The sequence below is a fragment of the Pseudoglutamicibacter cumminsii genome, assembly GCF_016907775.1.
Lineage (GTDB): Bacteria > Actinomycetota > Actinomycetes > Actinomycetales > Micrococcaceae > Pseudoglutamicibacter > Pseudoglutamicibacter cumminsii.
In genome coordinates, this window is record NZ_JAFBCO010000001.1 from 640474 (window position 1) to 662403 (window position 21930).

Consider the following 21930-nt stretch of genomic DNA (forward strand, 5'->3'; position numbering starts at 1 on the left):
AGACCCGCACGCTTCACTCCACACCCCTTCAGGCAACGTTTAACTCGTGTAATAATCGGTGCTGTGAATGATTGGCGCCAAGAGGTTATTGAAGGGCTTTCCGTTGCCCGCATGCGACCTTACCTGGACCGTTGTAACGGTAACCGTAAGGCGGCGCTGAACCTGTACAGGTGGAATGGTGAATTAACTGCAGCCGTGCAAACTGTGCTCGGGAACACTGAAGTTATTCTGCGCAACGCTATCGATAGTCAGTTACAAGCCTGGAATCGGGCACAAATACCCGGTGCAAATAGTTGGCTTTTAGAAGACCCCGCCTCACCTTTGAGATCCCTGACTGCTTATAAACGCAAAAATGCGCTCGCAAGGGCCATCGAAGAAGACAAGAACAGACCAATAGAGCACCACCGTTACGGACAGAAAGTCACTCACGACGATGTGCTAGCCCAGGTCATGTTCGGCATGTGGCGAGACCTACTGCCCAACCATCTCCCCGGTGCCAATCCTGAGGAAGATAAAAATAAAAATCGAAGGCGGCTATGGGACGAAGCCTTGAGCAATGCGTTTCCTCACATAGATGATGTAAACGGAAAAGTGACGTTTTGGCGGGTGGCCCACCTGCACAGGTTGCGGAATCGGATATCCCACGTCGAACCATTGATAAACGTTGATGTGAAATCAGCGATTCAGGAGGCGTTCGATCTCGTCTCTTCTATCAACCCCTCAATAGAACAATGGCTATCAGGCATCTCTCAAGTCAGTGATCTGTTGAAGCGTCGTCCGAACAGGAAATAAGAGAGGGCCTAACGGCGCTTACGTCCGCTAGACCCTCTCTAAACATGATGGGAGACCTTGTTCCCACCTTCTAATCACGTACTTTACCAGAATGCTCTGGAGGGTTTAAGACTCCGGTTCTTGCCTGGAGCACGGTACGGACAAAGACTTCAACACGCCTGGCCACATCACTGTTGTTGCAATCTTGCCCAACACAAGCGAGCAAGCACCTCGATCGATTGCACCCCTGCACACAGCCTCATACCTCTGGAATCGAAGTGCTTCACTTCACGTTTTACTGCTAGCATTCTCCCAATCACTCATTCGCATTCATAGTTCCAATTCTTAGTTCTAAGGACGCACCATGGCCACCAACCTTGAGAAGGACGGCACCGCCGGCGCCTCAACCAAGCCTCAGCTGACAAAGGGGAACCGCACCGCCCTCATGGGCGCTATGTTCCTCATGGCGACCTCCGCCATCGGCCCCGGCTTCATCACTCAGACCACCAACTTCACGGTCCAGCTGGGTGCCGCTTTCGCGTTCGCGATCCTCGTATCCATCCTCGTGGACATCGCGGTTCAGATGAACGTTTGGCGCATCATCGGTGTCTCCGGTTTGCGGGCACAAGAGATCGGTAACAAGGTCCTGCCCGGCGTGGGTTGGTTCCTCGCGATCCTCGTGTTCATCGGCGGGCTCGTCTTCAACATCGGCAACATCGGTGGTACCGGCCTGGGTGTCAATGCGATGTTCGGCTGGGATGCGCGCATCGGCGGCGGCATCTCGGCAGCGATCGCGATCCTGATTTTCCTGTCCAAGCGCGCAGGTATGGCGCTTGACCGCATCGTGGTTTTGCTCGGCGCGATCATGATTCTGCTGATGTTGTACGTCGCGATCGTGTCTGCCCCTCCAGTTGGTGAGGCTCTCAAGAACACTGTGATGCCGGATCAGGTCGATTTCCTTGTCATCACGACGCTCATCGGCGGTACCGTTGGCGGTTACATCACGTTCTCGGGTGCGCACCGCATGATCGACTCCGGTATCAAGGGCCCTGAGGCGGTCCGTCAGATTACCGTGAGCTCGGTCCTCGGCATCATTGTGACCGGTGTTCTGCGCGTGCTTTTGTTCCTCGCGATCCTCGGCGTTGTTGCCACCGGCGTGACGCTGGCACAAGACAACACTGCGGCCGACGCGTTCTACCACGCAGCTGGCGAGATCGGTCTGCGCATGTTCGGTGTGATCCTGTGGGCAGCCGGCCTGACGTCCGTGATCGGCGCGTCTTACACGTCGGTTTCGTTCATCACCAAGCACGACGCCAGCCCACGACTGCGGAACATTCTCACCGTCGGGTTCATCGCCGTGTGCGCGGTCGTGTACCTCATCATCAACCAGGCACCGCAGACCCTGCTGATTTTCGCTGGCGCGTTCAACGGTTTGATCCTCCCGATTTCGATGACGGTGCTGCTCTACGCCGCATGGGCCCGCCGAGATATTCTCAACGGCTATAAATACCCGGCGTGGCTGTTGTTGATCGGCTTGTTCGCGTGGCTGCTCACGCTGTTCCTCGGCTGGAACTCGCTTGGCGGTCTCGCCAAGCTCTGGGCCTAAACAGCTAGGGTCTGATGCTTGCCGCGTCAGGCCCTACGCTTTTAAACAAGCGGACAAAGGAGAACAGATGAACCCCGCCGAAGCTCACGGCAGCGCCACCAACGATGCGGCACGCCTTACCCCTGTGGAAGCCCGCGCGCTCTTCCGGGAAGGCCTGCGGCGACCCACTGCGGGTTTCAGTGACGGTTGGGCGCAAGCCAACCTGCTCATCGTGCCTAAGGATCTGGCTTTTGATGTGTTGCTGTTCGCGCAACGTAACCCGAAGCCGTGCCCTGTGCTCGGGGTTTTGGAGGCCGGCGCGACCACGGGGCCGCTGCTGGCCGGCGGAGACATCCGGACCGACGCGCCGTCCTACACCGTGTACCGGGATGGCAAGCTCGTGGACACCCCTTCGAATGTGCTGGAGTATTGGCGTGATGACCTCGTGACGTTCATCATCGGGTGTTCTTTCACGTTCGAAGCGCCACTGTTGGAAGCGGGGATCCCGGTCCAGCACATCGCGCAGGGCTGCAACGTCCCGATGTACCGCACGAACATCGAGTGCGAACCTGCGGGCCGGATGTCCGGGCCGCTCGTGGTTTCGATGCGGCCCATCCCCGCGGATCGTGTGGCGGATGCGGTGCGGATCAGCTCCCGTTACCCCGGCGTGCACGGCGCGCCAGTGCATGTGGGGCATCCGGAAGCGATCGGTATCGAGGACCTCGCGGAGCCGGACTTCGGGGACGCCGTACACATCCCCGAGGGTACCGTTCCCGTGTTTTGGGCGTGCGGCGTGACCCCACAGGCGGCCGTCATGGCTTCGAAGCCGGAGTTCGCGATCGGCCACGGCCCAGGCCACATGCTCGTCACCGACCTTAAGAACACCGACTTGCAGGTTCCGTGAAGGGCGGGAACTTAGGGGCGTACGGGAGAGTTAGAGCGTTTCTGCTCCAATCTTTTTGGCTACCCGGATCAACTCCTGGATTTTCTCTTGTGGGAACTGCGTTTTCCTATAGACCACATCAATCGTGTTCTGGAAGACCTCTTCCGCCAGCGGTCGATACACCAACCCGCCTTCAGCCGACAATGCCTGTGATTCGTGAGCGCTCTCCGTGCTCTTAGAATCGCATCCCGTGAGAACCTCCGGCGGTGCGATATTACTCACCGCAACGCCCAGGCCCCGGCGAACAAATGAGCGGATCGCCTCCCAAGAGGCGAAGCGCCATCTCGGCGAGATCTCAACCCCTAAATTTCGGGCCTTCTGAAGAAAAGGGCGTTGGATCTCCGGCGGGTCCAACGCAATCACCGTATGCATCGCTAAGTCTTTGATGGAAACCTGTTCCTGGACGGCCAACGGATGGTCTTCGTGTAAAACTGCTTTGAGCCTGACACGCCCTACGACATCAACTGCGAGGTCTGTCCGGGTACGTTGTTGCCCCAACATAAGAGCGGCGTCTATTTTCCCTTGAGCAACAGCTTCTTCCAAACCGCGCGGGCCTGCCTCAATAAAGCTCAGATCAACCTCTGAATGATGTTGCGCGAAATGCGCGGTGATATCGGGAAAGTAGAGGACGATGGTGGACTGCATCCCGCCGATCTTGAGAGGACCACGTAGTCGCCCTCCGGCAGACTTCGCCTCCTGATGCGCCTCCGCTATATCCGTCAGCACCCCTCGAACACGCTGCGCGTATCGCTCCCCTGCTGGAGTAAGAACTGAGCGTTGGCCCTTGCCGCGAAGAATCAGCTGAGTCCCGATGTCTTTTTCGAGGGCTGCTATCGCGCTCGAAATATTCGCCTGCGTGACATGGCAAGCATCCGCCGCAGCACTCATCGACCCGTGGTCAAGCACCGCCAAAAAGTATTCAAGTTGCCGGAACGTGACGTTCATTCCCTCCATATGCAAATTCTAGTTATATAGATTCGAAAAATAAATAGTTTGAAATAACCCACCTCTCCTCGGAGACTTAAAGGCACCCATGTGACGCAAGACACATTCTCTCTTGAGGAGGCACCGTGCGTTCTCTGCACATCAACCCAGATACCGCCTTGCCGCGCTGCGATGAGAACATCAACCCAGCGAGCATCGATAACCCCGGCATGCGAGTCATCACCCTCGGAACCGCAGGTGGCCCCCGCTACTGGAAAAACAACACCCGCGACCGGTACGGGATCTCAACTGCGGTTGTCGTTGACGACCGCTTCTACCTCGTCGATGCAGGCAGCGGAACCGGCCGACGTATCCGCCAATCCGGTCTTGACTACAGCCAGCTCGCAGGCTTCTTTATGACTCATATGCACTCCGATCACACCGTGGACCTCCCAGGGCTCCTCATATTCGGACTGTACGAATTCGACACCGACCGGGACACCCCGCTCCCCCTCTACGGCCCTGGCGACCGCGGTGCCCTGCCACCCGTATCACCTTTAGCCACCACCCCACCTCAGCCGGTTGCGCCAGAAAGTCCGACCCCGGGCATCGAAGACATGCTCAACTCCCTCTTCGCTGCCTACGCGACCGATCTCAACGACCGCGTCCTGGATTCCCTGCGTATCTCTCCAACCGATGTCTTCAAGGGCCACGACATCAAGATCCCCGAAGAAACCGGATACCATCCCAACGACAATCCGACACCGGACATGGAACCGTTCGTCATCTTCGAGGACGACAAAGTCACGGTCTCAGCGATCCTCGTTGAGCACCCACCGATCGCGCCGGCATTCGCCTTCCGCTTCGATTCGGAATACGGGTCCGTGACTATCAGCGGCGACACCACCGAAACACCCAACATGGTGCGCCTCGCGAAGGGGACCGACCTCCTGCTGCACGAAGCGATCGATTTCGGCTGGGTTGAGGAACTCTACGCACACGATGACAGGCCCAAGGCGCAAGCCAGCCGCGAGCACCACTACAAGTCCCACACTTCCGTCGAAGGGACCGTCCGCATCGCGCAAGAAGCCGGCGCTAAGCGGCTCGCGCTTCACCACATCGTCCCCGGAAACAGTGACCCCAACATCTGGGCCTACGGTAAATCACACATGGGCGACGCATTCCTGATTCCTGATGACCTCGACATCATCGAAATCATCCGCACCACATCAAACTAGAGGTTCCTCATGACTACAAACTCCACCGCCAAGACGCTCGGACAACCTCAAACAAAGAACGACGGCACCCAAAACAGCCTGCGCACTAAAGATATGAAGGCGATCCTCGCATCGAGTTTTATCGGTTCGATGATCGAGTTCTACGACTTCATGCTCTATGCGACGGCCTCATCCATCGTTTTCGCACACCTCTACTTCGCAGATCTCGGTCCCGGGTTGAGCCTGTTCGCATCCTTCACCACACTCGCTGTCGGTTACCTTACGCGCCCGCTCGGCGGCATCATCTTCGGCCACTTCGGCGATCGGATCGGCCGTAAATCAGCTCTCGTGACCACCATGACCATCATGGGAGCCGTAACCGTCATCATCGGGCTCATGCCACCTACAGCTCAGATCGGCATCATCGCACCAATCTCGCTGTTGCTCCTGCGCATCGTCCAGGGCATCGCCGTCGGCGGCGAATGGGGCGGCGCAGCACTCATGGCTATTGAGCATGCTCCAGCCAATAAGCGCGTCTTCGCCGCATCGTTTGCGAATGCCGGCGCACCTGCCGGCGCAGTTCTCGCGACCCTCACGATGTCGCTCATGACTGTCCTGACTGGGGACGACTTCGTCGTGTGGGGCTGGCGTATCCCGTTCCTGATCTCCGGCGTGCTGATCGCGATTGGCCTCTACATCCGTCTCAAGGTCGCAGAAACTCCAGCTTTCCAGAAGATGGATGAAGAGGCCCATAAGAAAAAGACGCCACTGGCCGAAGTCATCCAGAACTACAAGAAGCCAGTCATGGTATCGCTTGTTGCAGCGATCACCGTGTACACAACCCAGGCCATCACAACTGTGTGGGGTGTCTCCGTAGCGGTTGAAGCCGGCAACGACCGCACAACAGTCCTGAACTGGAAAGCCGTCGCGGCTATCATCACTGTTTTCGTGACTTTCGGGGCTGCTCGACTTGCCGACCACATAGGTCGCCGTCGAATGCTGATCAGTGCATGCATCGTGGCAGCTGTCGCGGCATTGCCCCTCGCGCAGTTGATCGGTTCTGGCGATATGGGCAAGTATGCGCTCGCTATTATCCTCGGAAACGGTATCGTTCAGGGCCTCGTATACGGTCCGATCGCAGCCTACGTTGCTGAGCTCTTCCCGCCGTCTGTACGCTACACCGGCGCTTCGCTTGGATATCAACTCGCTTCCGCTATCGGCGCTGGTGTTACCCCTATGATCGCTACCGCACTCGTTCATTGGAGCCCGTCCGGCGGCCTTTGGGCATTGGGCGCCATCTGGGGAGGTATCGCCTTAATGGGTGCGATCACGGTTGCGCTGTACAAGATGCCGGAAGACGTCCACACCGGCGCTATAGATGAAATCCGTGCCGCCAAGAAGGTCGCAGGTCAGCAACCGGAGGCGATGCAGGCGTAGGCGACGCATAACTTAGCCGACACACGCCTTAGCCGACGCGGGCGGGTAGGTTTAGATGAGGCCTCAGCGGAGGCCGAGCACTGAACCTACCCGCCTGTTTGTGTAAGGAGACCATGATGGGCAACGTTTCGGCGATGCTTGGCGTGCTGTCTGGCTTCACAGCTATCTGGGTTGTGATCCTGGTCGGCTACATTGCCGGAAAACTCAACGTCTTCGGCCCCGAGGGCCGCTACGTACTGAACCGGCTCACGTTCCTCATCGCAAGCCCGGCCCTGCTGTTCCACACGATCGCGCGAGCCGACGTCGCTGTCATCTTCGGGCCGCAAGTGTTCATCGCCGCGATCAGCGCGTTCACCGTCATGACGCTCTACGTGCTGATCGCATGCCTAGCCCTCAAACGCAGGTCAGCTGAACTTACCGTGGGCGCGCTTTCAGCCGGCATGGTCAACTCGGCTAACCTCGGCATCCCCATCGCGATCTTCGTGCTCGGCGACGCAACCTACTCCGTGCCGGTCCTGCTGTTCCAGCTCGCGATCCTCCAGCCGATCTCCCTCATCTGCCTCGATGTTCAGACCCAACGTGTCGGCTCCGGCGTGGTCGGCGCGCTCAAAGGCATCGCAACCAACCCGCTGATCCTCGCCTCACTCGCCGGCGTCATCGTAGCCACCACTGGAGCCACCATCCCAGAAACCGTCATGAACCCCATCGAAATCCTCGGTGGCGCCGCGGTCCCGGCGATGCTCATGGCGTTCGGTATCTCGCTCGTGGGTTCCAAGCCGCTCCAGCACGGCAGCGGCCGCCGGATCGACGTCATGCTCGTGCTCACCTTCAAACTCATCGTGCACCCGCTGATCGCGTGGTTCCTCGCCGCCGTCGTATTCCAGCTCGACTCCGCCGGCATCTTCATGGCCGTAATCCTCGGTGTGCTCCCCACCGCGCAAAACGTGTTCGTGACCGCAACCCACTACAACCAAGGCATGGTCACCGCGAAAGACACCGTACTGCTCTCCACACTGCTCGGGGTGCCGCTCATGTTCATCTGCGCGATGCTGTTCGGGTGAGCGCCCGTCCCACGCAGTCGGCGTACGATGCGGTAGCGGCCCAGCCGGCCATGTAACTGTTGGTGCTCAGCGGCCCATGAAGCGGACCCGGATGCGGCGCACACGGCGCCGCAACTCGCCTTGCGGTGCGTGCCGGTTCCAGTGCCACAGTCCCCACAAACCAGCCACCAACGAAATCAGCCCCGCCAAGAAAACAGACGCGCGGGCACCCAAGATCTCGGCCAGCCACCCCATCAAAGGCGCACCGAGCGGCGTGCCACCCATGACCAAAACCATGTACAGCGCCATCACGCGTCCGCGATACCGCGGGTCGACCGTCATCTGCAACGTCACATTGCACGAATTCAAGAACGTCACGGCCGCCCAACCAGTCGGGATCAGCAAGACCGCATACAGCCACAACCACGGGGCCGCGCACGCGGCGATCACGGTGATACCGAAACCGATCGCGCCACCCACCACAAACTTCAGCCGCGAACCCTGCCTCCGCGCCGCCATCAACGCGCCAGCCAACGTACCGCACGCCTGGATTGTGCCGAGCAAACCGAACACCTCAGCATCCGCATCGAACACCGTGGTAGCCATAACCGAGTTGAACACCGGGAAATTCAGACCAAACGAACCCACCACAAACGCGAGCACCATAATCATGATGAGCGTAGGCCGCTGCGCAACATACTTGATGCCCTCAACAACCTGGCCACGCTGACGCGGAACCCGCGGCTGGCTGTTCGCCGGCATGTTCCGGGAAATCACAAACAGCGAAAGCAGAACGCCCGCGAAACTCGCGGCGTTGAGCAAGAAAACCCAGCCCGTACCGACCGCGGCAATCAACAGCCCCGAAACACCCGGGCCAATCAGCCGTGCCGAATTAAAACTCGTCGAATTCAACGAAACCGCGTTCGGAACCAACTTAGACGGCACCAAGTCATTCACGAGAGCCTGACGGGCCGGCGCATCGAACGCCGCCCCCACACCCAGCAGCGTCGCGAAAACATACACATGCCACAGCTCAACCGTCTCCGTGAGCACCATGACACCCAGGATCACCGCGAGCACACACATGAACGCCTGCGCGATCTGCACGATGCGCAGGCGCGGATAACGGTCAGCCATCACGCCTGCATAGGCAGACAAAAAGAGGATCGGCAAAAACTGCAGACCCATCACGACGCCCACCGCGGTCCCCGAATTATCAGTCAGCTGGGTCAGGACCAGCCAGTCCTGCGCGATGCGCTGCATCCACGTCCCGATATTCGAAACCAAGCCGCCGAAAAACCACCACCGGTAATTCTTGATCTGCAGCGAGGCGAACATGCGGGACATGAATAGGCGGCCTCCTCAACGGCGCAGAACCGGTGGGGCCACACACAACGGGACCCCGGCGTGGATTGACGGCTAGATCGAGAAAAACAAAGACCGGCCCTGGGCTCCCACCAAAATGGGTAGCGGTACCGGTCATGTTGGTATTCAGGCTAGGCGATGACACCTAGCTGTGCAACGGTGAGGGCTCGACAAGCCACTCGATAATGTTTTTGTGTTGGATCCCGTCGCGGCTCATGTCGAACTGGTCCATGCTCAGCACGGTTTTCGGGAAGTTGTCGGTAACCCCGCGAAGGGCACCGAACTCGCGGTCGACGGTGTTTTGGCTGCCGAGCAGGTAACTCACCTGGAAGTACTCGGTGTCGGAACCTTTGCGGGCGATGAAGTCAATCTCGCGCGCGCCGGCTCTTCCGACACTTACCTCGTACCCGCGCGCAAGCAGCTCCACGCACACGATGTTTTCGAGGGTCAGCTCAATGTCGGCCTGGTTCGAAAGGCCGAGCGTTTCACGAAAACCGTGATCCACCGCATAGTACTTCTCAGTTGCCCGAAGCCTCGCCTTCCCCACAATGTCAAAGCGCGGAACCCGATAAATCAAGAAAGCGTTCACGCAAAACTCAAGGTAGTTCAACACGGTATCAACCGAAACGGTGCGCCCCTCGCTTTTGAAAAAACGCACCAGTGACTGCGCCGAGAAGGTTTTTCCAATATTTGCGAAGCAGTAACCGACGATGCGGTGAAAAATGTCGACGTCGCGGATCTGGTGATACTCAATCACGTCTTTGAGCACAACCGAGTTGTACACCGAGTCAAGGTAGTCGAGCGAGGGTTCCCGGTCGAGGTTGAAGTATTTCAACGCCGGGAAACCGCCGAACTGCACAAAGTGCTGGAAGTGTTCGCTCAGTGTGCGGTCGCTTTGGCGGTGCAGCTCGACAAATTCCGCAAACGAAAACGGTTGGATCAAGAACTCAACGTAGCGACCGGCAAGATGTGTGGCGAGATCACCGGAAAGCATGCGCGAATTCGACCCGGTGACATAGATATCTGCGTCATAGTCGACGCGGATCGCGTTGATGGCTTTCTCCCAGTCGGCGACCTGCTGAATTTCGTCAAAGAAGAAATACGCGCGGGTGTTTTTGTTGAGGTTTTCGGCTTCGATGCGCCGTAGCAGCGCCGCTGCGTCTGTGATGTGAAGCCCGTCAGCGGACTCAAAATTCATCGCAAACACTTGTGGATCAGCGCTGCCCGCGCGAATCACTTCTTGCAGCTGCTGCAGAATCGTAGATTTGCCGGAGCGACGCACACCGGTGAGCACCTTCACGAGGGGTTTGTCGATAAAGGGCTGGATCCGCGAAAAGTATCTCGGGCGTTCAATGATTCTGTCCACCACAAACCTCCCTGTTTTGTCGAGTATAGTCGACAAGCTGCTACTTTGCGGAGGTTTTGTCGATCATAGTCGACAAGAATCGCACTGGCTCGGGCACAAAACAGCGCACCGCGGGAAGGTTGCCGGCGTGTGCCAGCGTCCAACCCGCGGTGCGCTATTCGGACGGTGCGGCCCGAATCGAGCCGCTGAGCCCTCGAGCCGTTAAGCCCTTGAGCCTAGAAGTCCCAGTCGTCGTCGGTGGTGTCTTCGCCCTTACCGATGATGTAGCTCGATCCTGATCCACTGAAGAAGTCGTGGTTTTCGTTGCTGCCAGGTGACAGCGCCGCGAGAATCTCAGGGTTCACTTCGGTCTCTTCAGCGGTAAACCGCGACGGGTAACCGAGGTTCATCAGCGCCTTGTTCGCGTTGTAACGCACGAACACGGCAACGTCGTCCATCAGGCCGAGCGGCTCGTACAGCTCACCCGAGTACTGCAGCTCAAGCTCGTAGAGCTCTTCCAGCAGGTCGAAGGTGAACTTGCGCATCTCTTCCTGACGCTCTTTGCTCTGCGTCTCGAGTCCGCGCTGGTACTTGTAACCCGAGTAGTAACCATGCACTGCCTTGTCACGCAGAATCAGGCGGATCATGTCTGCGGTGTTCGTCAGCGTCGCGTGCACCGAGAAGTGCAGCGGCAGGTAGAACCCTGCGTACAGCAGCAGCGACGACAGCAGCGTCGAAGACACTTTACGCTTGAGCGGATCATCGCCGTAGTAGTGGTGCAGCACCTTCTTGCAGCGTTCCTGCAGCAGATCGTTGGCAACTGCCCAGCGGTAGGCGTCGTCGATTTCCGGGGTGCTCGTCAGCGTTGAGAACACCGAGGAGTACGAGCGGGCGTGCACCGACTGCATGAACGCAATGTTGGTGTAGACGGCCTCTTCGTGTTCGGTGCGGGAGTCTTGGATCTGCACGATCTCACCGACAGTTGCCTGCACGGTGTCGAGCATGGTCAGACCGGTGAAGACGCGCATCGTGAGGGTGCGCTCTTCCTGGGTCATTTTCTGCCACGCGGGGATGTCGTTTGACAGCGGCACCTTCTCTGGCAGCCAGAAGTTCGCGGTCAGACGGTTCCACACCTCGAGGTCTTTGTCGTCGGTGACGCGGTTCCAGTTAATGGGGCGCAGCCGGGCTGTCGGGTCGTGGCGGTACGACGGCGGGGTGACCGAGATCTCTTGCAGCGGGCGGTCGGTGTTCAACGGATCAGTCATAGTTCAATAAAGCTCTTTCACTAGTGGTGTCTGGTGGTCAGTGCGCGGAGTGCGCGGACGGCGCGCGGTGCGCCCGCGCGCGCAGCACGGGCGCACACGCGGGCGCGAACGCGACTACAGCGCGCAGGAAACGCAGCCTTCGATCTCGGTTCCCTCGAGCGCGGGCTGGCGCAGGCGGATGTAGTACAGCGTCTTGATGCCCTTGCGCCACGCGTAGATCTGCGCGCGGTTGATGTCGCGAGTGGTCGCCTCGTCTTTAAAGAACAGCGTGAGCGACAGACCCTGATCCACGTGCTTGGTCGCAGCAGCGTAGGTGTCGATGATCTTCTCGGCGCCGATTTCGTAGGCGTCTTCGAAGAACTCGAGGTTGTCGTTTGTCATGTGCGGAGCCGGGTAGTACACGCGGCCGAGCTTGCCCTCTTTACGAATCTCAATCTTCGAGGCGATCGGGTGGATCGAAGCCGTCGAGTTGTTCACGTAGCTAATCGACCCGGTCGGTGGCACCGCCTGCAGGTACGCGTTGTAGATACCGTGTTCGCGGATCGACTCGCGCAGCTGTTCCCAGTCCGCAACCGTCGGCAGCGCAACTCCGGCCTCGGCGAAGAGCTCACGCACCCGCGCGGTTTCTGGCACCCACTCCTCGGCCGTGTAACGGTCGAAGTAGCTGCCGTCAGCGTAGTCGCTCTTCTCGAAGCCCGCGAAGGTCGCACCGCGGTCAATCGCCAGCTGGTTCGAAGCGCGCAGCGCGTGGTAGGTCACCGTGCGGAAGTACGCGTCGGTGAAGTCAATTCCCTCTTCGCTGCCGTAGTGGATGCGCTGCGAAGCGAGGTAGCCATGCAGGTTCATCTGGCCGAGGCCGATGGCGTGTGACGCACGGTTACCCTCGGCAATTGACGGCACCGCCTGAATGTCGGTCTGATCCGACACACTCGTCAGCGCCCGCACCGCAATCTCAACGGTTGCGCCGAAGTCCGGGCTGGCCATTGCCTGCGCAATGTTCAGCGAGCCGAGGTTGCACGAAATGTCGTGACCGATCGTCTCGTACCCGATTGCGGCGTCGTACTCAGAGGCGGTGTTCACCTGCAGAATCTCCGAGCACAGGTTCGACATGTTGATGTGCCCCTCGAGCGGGTTCGCACGGTTCACAGTGTCTTCGAACAGCACGTACGGGTAGCCCGACTCGAACTGCAGCTCAGCGAGGGTCTTGAAGAACTCGCGCGCGCTGATCGTGGTCTTGCGGATCCGCGGGTTCGCGACGAACTCGTCGTAGCGCTCGGTGATTGACTGATCCGAAAGCGGAATACCGGTTTCGCGAAGCACATCGTAGGGGCTAAACAGGTGCATATCTTTGTTCTGCTTAGCCAGTTCGAAGGTCACATCCGGAATCACAACCCCAACCGACAGGGTCTTAATGCGGATCTTCTCGTCAGCGTTTTCACGCTTCGTGTCGAGGAACCGCATAATGTCGGGGTGGTGCGCGTGCAGGTACGCAGCGCCTGCGCCCTGGCGAGCGCCGAGCTGGTTCGCGTAGCTGAAGCTGTCTTCGAGGATCTTCATCACGGGAACAACACCGGAAGCCTGGTTCTCGACCTGCTTAATCGGGGCACCCGCCTCGCGGAGGTTTGACAGCAGCAGCGCCACACCGCCGCCGCGCTTGGACAGCTGCAGCGCAGAGTTAACGCTGCGGCCAATCGATTCGAGATTGTCTTCAACGCGCAGCAGGAAGCACGACACGAGCTCGCCGCGCTGTTTCTTACCCGTGTTCAAGAACGTCGGAGTTGCCGGCTGGAAACGGCCCGAGAGGATCTCGGTGACCGTCTTCGAAGCCAGTTCCTCGTCACCCTGACCGAGGAACAGCGCCGTGGCAACAACTCGCTGCTCGAAGTTTTCGAGGAAGAGGCTGCCGTCGAAGGTTTTCAGCGCGTAGGAGGTGAAGAACTTAAACGCACCGAGGAAGGTCTGGAACTTGTGCCCGAAAGCGTCGGCCTGTTCGTGGAGGCGCTCGACGAAGTCCTTGTCGTAGGCGCGCAGGTATTCGGCTTCGTAGTACTCGTTTTCGATCAGCCACTCCAGGCGTTCCCACACCGAAGCGAACTGCTTCGTGTTCGGGATGACCTGCTGGTTCAGGTAGGCCTCCGCCGCTTCGTGATCCTTGTCAAACTGGATCGACCCGTCCGCCGCAAACAGGTTCAGCTGGGCGTTGAGCGCGTGGTAGTCCTTCCGCTCGCCGACCCCGCCAACCCGTGCAGTGTTGGGGGTGGTTGTTTCTGATGGTGTGGCGATCGTCATGCGACGTCCTCCTCATTTGCTTCTGCTTCTAATGTGTTCTGTCGTGCCCAAAATTCGTCTAAACCAGCCTTGACTCGAGCAACGTCGCGGTTGGTGCCAAGAAGTTCAAAGCGGTACAGCTCAGGAACTTTGCACTTGGCTGAGATGATCGGTCCTGCGATGCAGTAGTGCTCACCGAAGTTGGTGTTCCCCGCGGTAATCACGCCGCGGATCAGCGCGCGGTTTGCAGGATCGTTCAGGAACGTAATCACCTGCCGCGGCACCGCCCCGGCCTGCGCTCCGCCGCCGTAGGTCGGAACCACGAGCACGTAGGGCCTGGTCACTCGGATCATTCCCTCTGTGCGCGGTCGGAGTGGGATCCGCACCGCCGGGCGCTCGAGCTTCTCGACGAAGCGGAGGGTGTTCTCCGAAACGCTCGAGAAAAACACCAGGTCAGGTGAATCTTGCCCCTCGAGCACTCGCACCTCCGCGACGCTTCGTGTTCGGCCTTCCCTGCGTTCACTCATCAGCATGTTCTCCTCTCAGCATTTGCGCCTCAGCAATCCCACCCCTACATCTAGTCCTGACCCACATTGCGGGCACCACATATAGTGTTTAGCACGAATACTCTCACAAATCTACGACACGCCGAAGTGCAGACTACGTCATACCGAACCCAAGACTCAAAGGGGTTGCTTATGGTGCTGTCAGACTCGACGTACTACGGTAGAGAGCACAAGTGAGACCCGGAAACTAAAGAATGAATGAGGGCGCCTGATGACCGCATCAAAGCAATTTCAAGTTCCTCCAGAGATTCACGTGGAAAGCGTTCGCGCTTTTGTGAGCGAGTGGGCAGAGATCACCAATCCTGAAAAGATCGAGCTCGTCTCAGCAGCGGATGACGCCAGGCTGCTCGAAGAGGCCATCGCCGCCGGCGAAATGCTCCGCGCAGGCAAAGGTCGCTACTACTCACGGTCACACCCGAAAGACACCGCCCGCACCGAAGAGCGCACCTTTGTCGCCACGGCTGACGAGGCGGATCGCGGGCGCTACAACAACTGGCGCCACTCAAGCGAGGTCAAACCGCTGCTGACGAGCCGCATGCGCGGCGCTTCGGCGGGTAAAACCATGTACGTGGTGCCGTACCTGATGGCCCCTCCCGGCACCCCGCTTGCGAACTTCGCGCTCGGAGTTGAGCTCACCGACGACCGCAACGTGGTGCTGCAGATGATCCGCATGGCCCGCGTCGGAATTGAGCACTTCGACGGTGTCAGCGACCAGGACTTCTTCGTGCGCGGTGTGCACCTCACCGGTGACCTGACCGCGCTGCAGCAGGGCACCGACGCCGACGAGCGGATGTTTGTGACCGTCGCAGACGAGCGCACCATTTTGCACTTCGGCTCCGCGTACGGCGGCAACGCGCTGCTTGGTAAAATCGCCCACGGTCTGCGCCAGGCGTCCTACGACGGTTACGCCTCAGGGAAGTTCCTCGCGGAGCAGTTCCTGCTGCTTGGGATCCACGACCGTGAAACCGGCGTCACCACGCACGTGTGCGGCGGCTTCCCGAGCGCGTCAGGGAAAACCAACCTCGCGATGACGCTGCCGCCAAACGGACTCGGCGACCGCTACCGCGTTGATTTTTACGGCGACGACATCGCCTGGATGTGGGTTGACGACGAAGGGAAACTCCGTGCCATCAACCCCGAAAACGGTGCCTTCGGTGTCGCAAAAGACACCAACGAGGGTTCCAACCCCACCGCGATGGCGGCAATCGCTGAGGGATCGGGCACGATCTTCACCAACACCGCCTACAACGAAGTCACCGGCGAGGTGTGGTGGGAGGGTCTCACCCCCGAACCCCCGGCCGACCCGGCAGGGTGGCTCGACTGGACCGGCGCGAAAATCACCGACCGCACCGCCGAGCAGCAAAACGAACCGTGGGCGCACCCGAACAGCCGCTTCACTATTCCGCTGGAGCGCATCCCGAACCTCGCCGAAGACGTCTCCAAACCCGAGGGCGTGGTCGTTGACGCGATTATCTTCGGTGGCCGCACCCGCGATCGTGAACCGCTGATCCGCGCAATCGACAACCTTGTTGATGGCGTCTACGACGGGCTGACACTCGGCGCCGAGGCGACTTTCGCAGCGGACGGGCTTGACGGGCAGCTGCGTTACGACCCGATGTCGATGCGTCCGTTCTTCTCGTACTCCGAGGGTCGCTACGCCGAACACTGGCTTAAAGTGCTCGGGCAGCTGAAAGAGATGCCGATGTTTGCCCACGTCAACTGGTTCCAGCGCGAACCCGAAACCGGTCGTTACCTGTGGCCGGGCTTCCGCGAGAACCTGCGCGCGCTGAACTGGCTCACACAGTACCGCGACGGCAAAGTCAAGGGACGCAAAACCCCGATCGGCGTGCTCCCGCTTGTTGAAGAGCTCGACTTTACCGGTCTCGAAATCGACGCGGCGGATCTCGACAAACTGCTGCGGGTTGACGTTGAACGCTGGCTGCAGGAAACCGATCACCGCGCTGAGCACCTGCGCGAGCTGCCCGATATGCCGCGCGAAATCTGGGACGCACACGAGGCGCTTGTCGAGGCGTTGCGGGCCGAGGCGGCAACTGACGCAGGGGGCGCAGACAGCTAGCGCCTGCGCCACCGCGCGGCCGCGGCGACACAAAACTGCCACACAACAAACGAGGGGGAAACCGAAACGTGTTCGGTTTCCCCCTCGCCTTTGGGTTACGCGCCCGCGAAAACTAATCGCGGCTGGTTTTTTCGATCAGCTCAGCGAAGCGGTCAATGTATTTCTGCAGGAACTCAACGGTTGACTCGCGGGTGATCTTATCCCCGTCACCGAAAAGCTCAGGCGACTGCGACAGGAACACCTCGGGCTGGCCAAGCGTTGGCATGTCGAAGTAGGAAAGCGCAAGGCGCAGGTTCTTCTGCGACGAGTACCCGCCCATGCGTCCAACAGAGTGGCTCACAATTCCCGCCGGGAGTCCCTTCCACGCAACGTCGGCGTTGGGTTTCGACCCAATATCCACCGCGTTTTTCAGGCACGCCGGGATGGTGCGGTTGTTCTCCGGGGTCACAAACAGCACCCCGTCAGAGGCCTTAATCGTCTCGCGGAACTCCGTGTACTCCGCCGGCACCGGCTTGTCGGTGACCTCTGGGTCGTCGTAGTCGAAATCGTACAGCGGCAGGTCGCGGATCTCCACGATCTTCGCCTCGTACCCCTCAGGGAACATCGGAATCAGGTTGTGCGCAATCTTACGGGCAAAGGAGCCACGACGCAGGCTCCCAACAATCACACTCACGCGCTTCGTCATACGTTTCACTCTCTTTTCTCTATTTCAACTGTGGATCATGCACCGCGATCCGCGCCCTCATACGCCACAGACTCGCGCGGCGCGAGCTGCCGGTCGCTGCCCCAAGCCGAGCAGAACCGGCACTCGCTCACGAGGTCAAGCCTATGTTAACAATTCCGCCATTGCGAACCTCATGAGTAACCGAAGCTCCGAGCACCAAGCGCGGCCTGGTGCTCCCGGAACTTGCGGGGATCCAAGCCACTGGCTTTCAACTGTTCCACACAATCGCGCGGGCCGACGTCGCTGTCATCTTCGGGCCGCAAGTGTTCATCGCTGCGATCGGCGCGTTCACCGTCATGACCCTCTACGTACTGATCGCGCGCCTAGCCCTCAAACGCAGGTCAACTGAACTCACCGTGGGCGCGCTCTCAGCCGGCATGGTCAACTCGGCTAACCTCGGCATCCCCATCGCGATCTTCGTGCTCGGCGACGCAACCTACTCCGTGCCGGTCCTGCTGTTCCAGCTCGCGATCCTCCAGCCGATCTCCCTCATCTGCCTCGATGTTCAGACCCAACGTGTCGGCTCCGGCGTGGTCGGCGCGCTCAAAGGCATCGCAACCAACCCGCTGATCCTCGCCTCACTCGCCGGCGTCATCGTAGCCACCACTGGAGCCACCATCCCAGAAACCGTCATGAACCCCATCGAAATCCTCGGTGGCGCCGCGGTCCCGGCGATGCTCATGGCGTTCGGAATCTCGCTCGTGGGTTCCAAGCCGCTCCAGCACGGCAGCGGCCGCCGGATCGACGTCATGCTCGTGCTCACCTTCAAACTCATCGTGCACCCGCTGATCGCGTGGTTCCTCGCCGCCGTCGTATTCCAGCTCGACTCCGCCGGCATCTTCATGGCCGTAATCCTCGGTGTGCTCCCCACCGCGCAAAACGTGTTCGTGACCGCAACCCACTACAACCAAGGCATGGTCACCGCGAAAGACACCGTACTGCTCTCCACACTGCTCGGGGTGCCGCTCATGTTCATCTGCGCGATGCTGTTCGGGTGAGCGCCCGTCCCACGCAGTCGGCGTACGATGCGGTAGCGGCCCAGCCGGCCATGTAACTGTTGGTGCTCAGCGGCCCATGAAGCGGACCCGGATGCGGCGCACACGGCGCCGCAACTCGCCTTGCGGTGCGTGCCGGTTCCAGTGCCACAGTCCCCACAAACCAGCCACCAACGAAATCAGCCCCGCCAAGAAAACAGACGCGCGGGCACCCAAGATCTCGGCCAGCCACCCCATCAAAGGCGCACCGAGCGGCGTGCCACCCATGACCAAAACCATGTACAGCGCCATCACGCGTCCGCGATACCGCGGGTCGACCGTCATCTGCAACGTCACATTGCACGAATTCAAGAACGTCACGGCCGCCCAACCAGTCGGGATCAGCAAGACCGCATACAGCCACAACCACGGGGCCGCGCACGCGGCGATCACGGTGATACCGAAACCGATCGCGCCACCCACCACAAACTTCAGCCGCGAACCCTGCCTCCGCGCCGCCATCAACGCGCCAGCCAACGTACCGCACGCCTGGATTGTGCCGAGCAAACCGAACACCTCAGCATCCGCATCGAACACCGTGGTAGCCATAACCGAGTTGAACACCGGGAAATTCAGACCAAACGAACCCACCACAAACGCGAGCACCATAATCATGATGAGCGTAGGCCGCTGCGCAACATACTTGATGCCCTCAACAACCTGGCCACGCTGACGCGGAACCCGCGGCTGGCTGTTCGCCGGCATGTTCCGGGAAATCACAAACAGCGAAAGCAGAACGCCCGCGAAACTCGCGGCGTTGAGCAAGAAAACCCAGCCCGTACCGACCGCGGCAATCAACAGCCCCGAAACACCCGGGCCAATCAGCCGTGCCGAATTAAAACTCGTCGAATTCAACGAAACCGCGTTCGGAACCAACTTAGACGGCACCAAGTCATTCACGAGAGCCTGACGGGCCGGCGCATCGAACGCCGCCCCCACACCCAGCAGCGTCGCGAAAACATACACATGCCACAGCTCAACCGTCTCCGTGAGCACCATGACACCCAGGATCACCGCGAGCACACACATGAACGCCTGCGCGATCTGCACGATGCGCAAACGCGGATAACGGTCAGCCATCACGCCCGCATAGGCAGACAAAAAGAGGATCGGCAAAAACTGCAGACCCATCACGACGCCCACCGCGGTCCCCGAATTATCAGTCAGCTGGGTCAGGACCAGCCAGTCCTGCGCGATGCGCTGCATCCACGTCCCGATATTCGAAACCAAGCCGCCGAAAAACCACCACCGGTAATTCTTGATCTGCAGCGAGGCGAACATGCGGGACATGAATAGGCGGCCTCCTCAACGGCGCAGAACCGGTGGGGCCACACAAAACGGGACCCCGGCGTGGATTGAACTGTAGATTCAACCCTACGCCTAGGGTCCCGCCTTGTTAAGAGATGCTTCTGTAGAGGATCGCCGAAGCCGGCGTTAGTTTAGGCCGCGCAGGTCAAGCTCGAGGTGGTCCTCGCCCGCGTCATCAAGCTGTACCGGGATGCCCCAGTCCTGCTGGTAGAGGTGGCACGCAGCGTGGTCCGGGATTTCCTGGCCTTCCTCGCCATCGCATGCCGCGGCGCGCGCCGTGATGTGCAGGACACCTTCGGTGATCTCCGGGTTGAGGACGAGCTCACGCACGAGGCCCTGGCTCGTACCAGCGCCCTCAAGGATGAGCTCCTCAGGGGAGGCGGAAACCTGCAGCTGCGTCGGGTCACCCCAGCGGTAGTCGAGCTTCTGCCCCACCGGAGCGGTGAAGCGCGCGGTGAGCTTGTGCTGGCCCGGCTTCACGAGAGTCTTAGGGCGTTGTGTCTGCGATGCGCCACGATCAACCGTGGTCGATTCCTTCGGCAACGGGACGCGCACGAGCTGATGCTGGTTGGTCTCAACGACCAACAGAACCGGATCGCCGTCAACGCTATGGTCCACGAGCACTTCCGCCGGCTCCTGCAAGCCCTCGGCGAGCGTGCCAACGGTATGCGTTACAGGGTCGTAGCGGCGCACGGCGCCGTTGTAGGTGTCTGCAATCGCAACCGAACCGTCCGGAAGCACCGAAACGCCCAGCGGATGCTGCAGGCGAGCCTCATCGGCCGGGCCGTCGCGGAAACCGAAGTCGAAAAGCCCCAGGCCGGTCGCGGTCTCAACCTTGGCAACCGTGCCGTCCTCGCCGATGCGCAGCACACGCACCGCGGACGTCTCCGAGTCGGCAATCCACACGTCCCCGTTCGCGTCCGTGTCCACGCCGGACGGCTGCGCGAACATCGCGACATCCGCCGTGCCATCATCCAAGCCTTCGATGCCGGAGCCGGCTTCCAAGGTCACCTCGGCCTTGAGGGGGTCGAAGCCGAAGATCTGGTGCGTTCCAGCCATCGCAACGATAAAACGGCCAGCCTTCTCAGCCCACGCGAGATCCCACGGGGACGAGAGCGAAAGCTCGGTAGCGTTCTCGCCCAGCTCGCGCGACCAGCCGGCATCCTGCAGGCGGGCGCGTTCCGCATCGAGCAACCGCTGCACACCGTTACCCGCAACGGTCGTGACCTCACCCGTGGCCGTGTTGACGCCACGCAAACGGTGGTTGACCGTGTCCGCAACCAGGACGTCGTAGCCGACCTTTTCCGCGATGTGCGCAGGCACAACCGCGGCGCCTTGCGGCTCGTTGAACTGCGCAGTTTCTGCGTTGCCGTCGGCGAAACCACGCACCCCGGAACCGATCTGGCCGACCTTGGTCACGAGGTCTGTGTCCATGATCGTCAAGCGGTGGTGGCCGGAGTCAACCACGAGGAACTGGCCGTTCGGAAGCTCGATCGCCGAGCCCGGGAAGCGGAGGTCGCCTTCGCGCGCCGGCGGAGCCACATACGGTCCGTCACCACGGTGCAGGGTGCCCTTCGCGTCGTGCTCCTCGATCAGCTCCTCGACCAAAGACTCGAGGCCCGCGGCGTGCCCCTCACCCGAAAGATGCGCGACGATGTAGCCCTCCGGGTCAACAACAACCAGCGTTGGCCATGCACGCGCGGTGTAGGCCTGCCACGTCAACAGCTCCGGGTCATCCAGAACAGGGTGCTCGATCTCGTAGCGCTCGACCGCGGCCTCGAGCGCTTCCTTCTTCGCCTCATGCTCAAACTTGGGGCTGTGCACGCCGATCGTGACGAGCACGTCGCTGTACTTTTCCTCAAGCGGACGCAGCTCATCGAGCACATGCAGGCAGTTGATGCAGCAGAACGTCCAGAAATCCAGAAGCACGATCTTGCCGCGAAGGCTCGCTAGATCAAGGTCCTTACCGCCAGTGTTCATCCAGCCGCGGCCGCGAAGCTCGCTCGCGCGCAAACGGACGCCGGTACGAAGTGCATCAGACTCTGCAGACACCTAAACTCC

At 60.1% G+C, this 21930-nt stretch carries 17 protein-coding genes; 8 read left to right on the top strand and 9 right to left on the bottom strand.

From position 1 onward, the window contains the following. Positions 1 to 63 precede the first annotated feature (63 nt). The 3 genes from JOD50_RS02955 (at position 64) to JOD50_RS02965 (ending at position 3260) form a co-directional block, all read left to right on the top strand. Positions 64 to 792, top strand: coding sequence for a hypothetical protein (locus JOD50_RS02955; RefSeq protein WP_285327266.1), 729 nt, complete (start codon positions 64 to 66; stop codon positions 790 to 792). Positions 793 to 1135: 343 nt separating this feature from the next. Further along, the gene (locus JOD50_RS02960; RefSeq protein WP_420825525.1) at positions 1136 to 2377 is read left to right on the top strand and encodes an NRAMP family divalent metal transporter; all 1242 of its coding nucleotides are present in this window, start codon (positions 1136 to 1138) and stop codon (positions 2375 to 2377) included. Between the two features lie 67 nt (positions 2378 to 2444). Next, a complete protein-coding gene (locus tag JOD50_RS02965) occupies positions 2445 to 3260 on the top strand; it encodes a putative hydro-lyase (protein WP_204880342.1) in 816 nt (271 codons plus the stop codon). 30 nt (positions 3261 to 3290) lie between these two features. Here JOD50_RS02965 and JOD50_RS02970 read toward each other — a convergent pair whose 3' ends face one another. Then, complete coding sequence (locus JOD50_RS02970) at positions 3291 to 4253, bottom strand: LysR family transcriptional regulator (protein WP_204880343.1); 963 nt, start codon at positions 4251 to 4253, stop codon at positions 3291 to 3293. A 116-nt stretch (positions 4254 to 4369) separates the two neighbouring features. On the opposite strand from JOD50_RS02970, the gene JOD50_RS02975 reads away from it, so the two are divergent. The 3 genes from JOD50_RS02975 to JOD50_RS02985 all read left to right on the top strand — a co-directional run bounded on the left by JOD50_RS02975 (position 4370) and on the right by JOD50_RS02985 (position 7938). Beyond that, the gene (locus JOD50_RS02975) at positions 4370 to 5461 is read left to right on the top strand and encodes an MBL fold metallo-hydrolase (protein WP_338051980.1); all 1092 of its coding nucleotides are present in this window, start codon (positions 4370 to 4372) and stop codon (positions 5459 to 5461) included. A gap of 9 nt (positions 5462 to 5470) precedes the next feature. Further along, entirely contained in the window at positions 5471 to 6877 is a 1407-nt protein-coding gene (locus JOD50_RS02980) for an MFS transporter (RefSeq protein ID WP_204880344.1), read from the top strand. 113 nt (positions 6878 to 6990) lie between these two features. After that, positions 6991 to 7938, top strand: coding sequence for an AEC family transporter (locus tag JOD50_RS02985; protein ID WP_239541505.1), 948 nt, complete (start codon positions 6991 to 6993; stop codon positions 7936 to 7938). A 66-nt stretch (positions 7939 to 8004) separates the two neighbouring features. Here the strand turns inward: JOD50_RS02985 and JOD50_RS02990 are convergent, their stop codons facing one another. From JOD50_RS02990 to nrdI, 5 genes are all read right to left on the bottom strand, one after another. Continuing rightward, the gene (locus JOD50_RS02990) at positions 8005 to 9264 is read right to left on the bottom strand and encodes an MFS transporter (protein WP_204880345.1); all 1260 of its coding nucleotides are present in this window, start codon (positions 9262 to 9264) and stop codon (positions 8005 to 8007) included. Positions 9265 to 9427: 163 nt separating this feature from the next. Beyond that, positions 9428 to 10648: an AAA family ATPase gene (locus tag JOD50_RS02995; protein WP_204880346.1), complete on the bottom strand. Its 1221-nt coding sequence runs from the start codon at positions 10646 to 10648 to the stop codon at positions 9428 to 9430. A gap of 215 nt (positions 10649 to 10863) precedes the next feature. Then, a complete protein-coding gene (gene nrdF, locus JOD50_RS03000; RefSeq protein ID WP_082784698.1) occupies positions 10864 to 11892 on the bottom strand; it encodes a class 1b ribonucleoside-diphosphate reductase subunit beta in 1029 nt (342 codons plus the stop codon). Between the two features lie 114 nt (positions 11893 to 12006). Next, positions 12007 to 14181: a class 1b ribonucleoside-diphosphate reductase subunit alpha gene (gene nrdE, locus JOD50_RS03005; RefSeq protein ID WP_204880347.1), complete on the bottom strand. Its 2175-nt coding sequence runs from the start codon at positions 14179 to 14181 to the stop codon at positions 12007 to 12009. After that, a complete protein-coding gene (gene nrdI, locus JOD50_RS03010; RefSeq protein ID WP_019174207.1) occupies positions 14178 to 14693 on the bottom strand; it encodes a class Ib ribonucleoside-diphosphate reductase assembly flavoprotein NrdI in 516 nt (171 codons plus the stop codon). Before nrdI ends, nrdE begins: the two co-directional genes overlap by 4 nt. Before the next feature lie 244 nt (positions 14694 to 14937). Here nrdI and JOD50_RS03015 point away from each other — a divergent pair, with 244 nt between their 5' ends. Then, entirely contained in the window at positions 14938 to 16803 is a 1866-nt protein-coding gene (locus JOD50_RS03015) for a phosphoenolpyruvate carboxykinase (GTP) (protein ID WP_070491708.1), read from the top strand. Between the two features lie 112 nt (positions 16804 to 16915). On the opposite strand, the gene JOD50_RS03020 is transcribed toward JOD50_RS03015, so the two are convergent. Beyond that, positions 16916 to 17488, bottom strand: a complete 573-nt coding sequence (locus JOD50_RS03020; protein ID WP_019174205.1) for an NADPH-dependent FMN reductase — start codon at positions 17486 to 17488, stop codon at positions 16916 to 16918. Between the two features lie 209 nt (positions 17489 to 17697). On the opposite strand from JOD50_RS03020, the gene JOD50_RS03025 reads away from it, so the two are divergent. Beyond that, positions 17698 to 18525: an AEC family transporter gene (locus JOD50_RS03025; RefSeq protein ID WP_204880348.1), complete on the top strand. Its 828-nt coding sequence runs from the start codon at positions 17698 to 17700 to the stop codon at positions 18523 to 18525. A 66-nt stretch (positions 18526 to 18591) separates the two neighbouring features. Here the strand turns inward: JOD50_RS03025 and JOD50_RS03030 are convergent, their stop codons facing one another. Together JOD50_RS03030 and JOD50_RS03035 are read right to left on the bottom strand one after the other, a co-directional pair. After that, positions 18592 to 19851, bottom strand: a complete 1260-nt coding sequence (locus JOD50_RS03030) for an MFS transporter (protein WP_204880345.1) — start codon at positions 19849 to 19851, stop codon at positions 18592 to 18594. 144 nt (positions 19852 to 19995) lie between these two features. Then, positions 19996 to 21921: an NHL domain-containing thioredoxin family protein gene (locus JOD50_RS03035; RefSeq protein ID WP_338051981.1), complete on the bottom strand. Its 1926-nt coding sequence runs from the start codon at positions 21919 to 21921 to the stop codon at positions 19996 to 19998. Positions 21922 to 21930 lie beyond the last annotated feature (9 nt).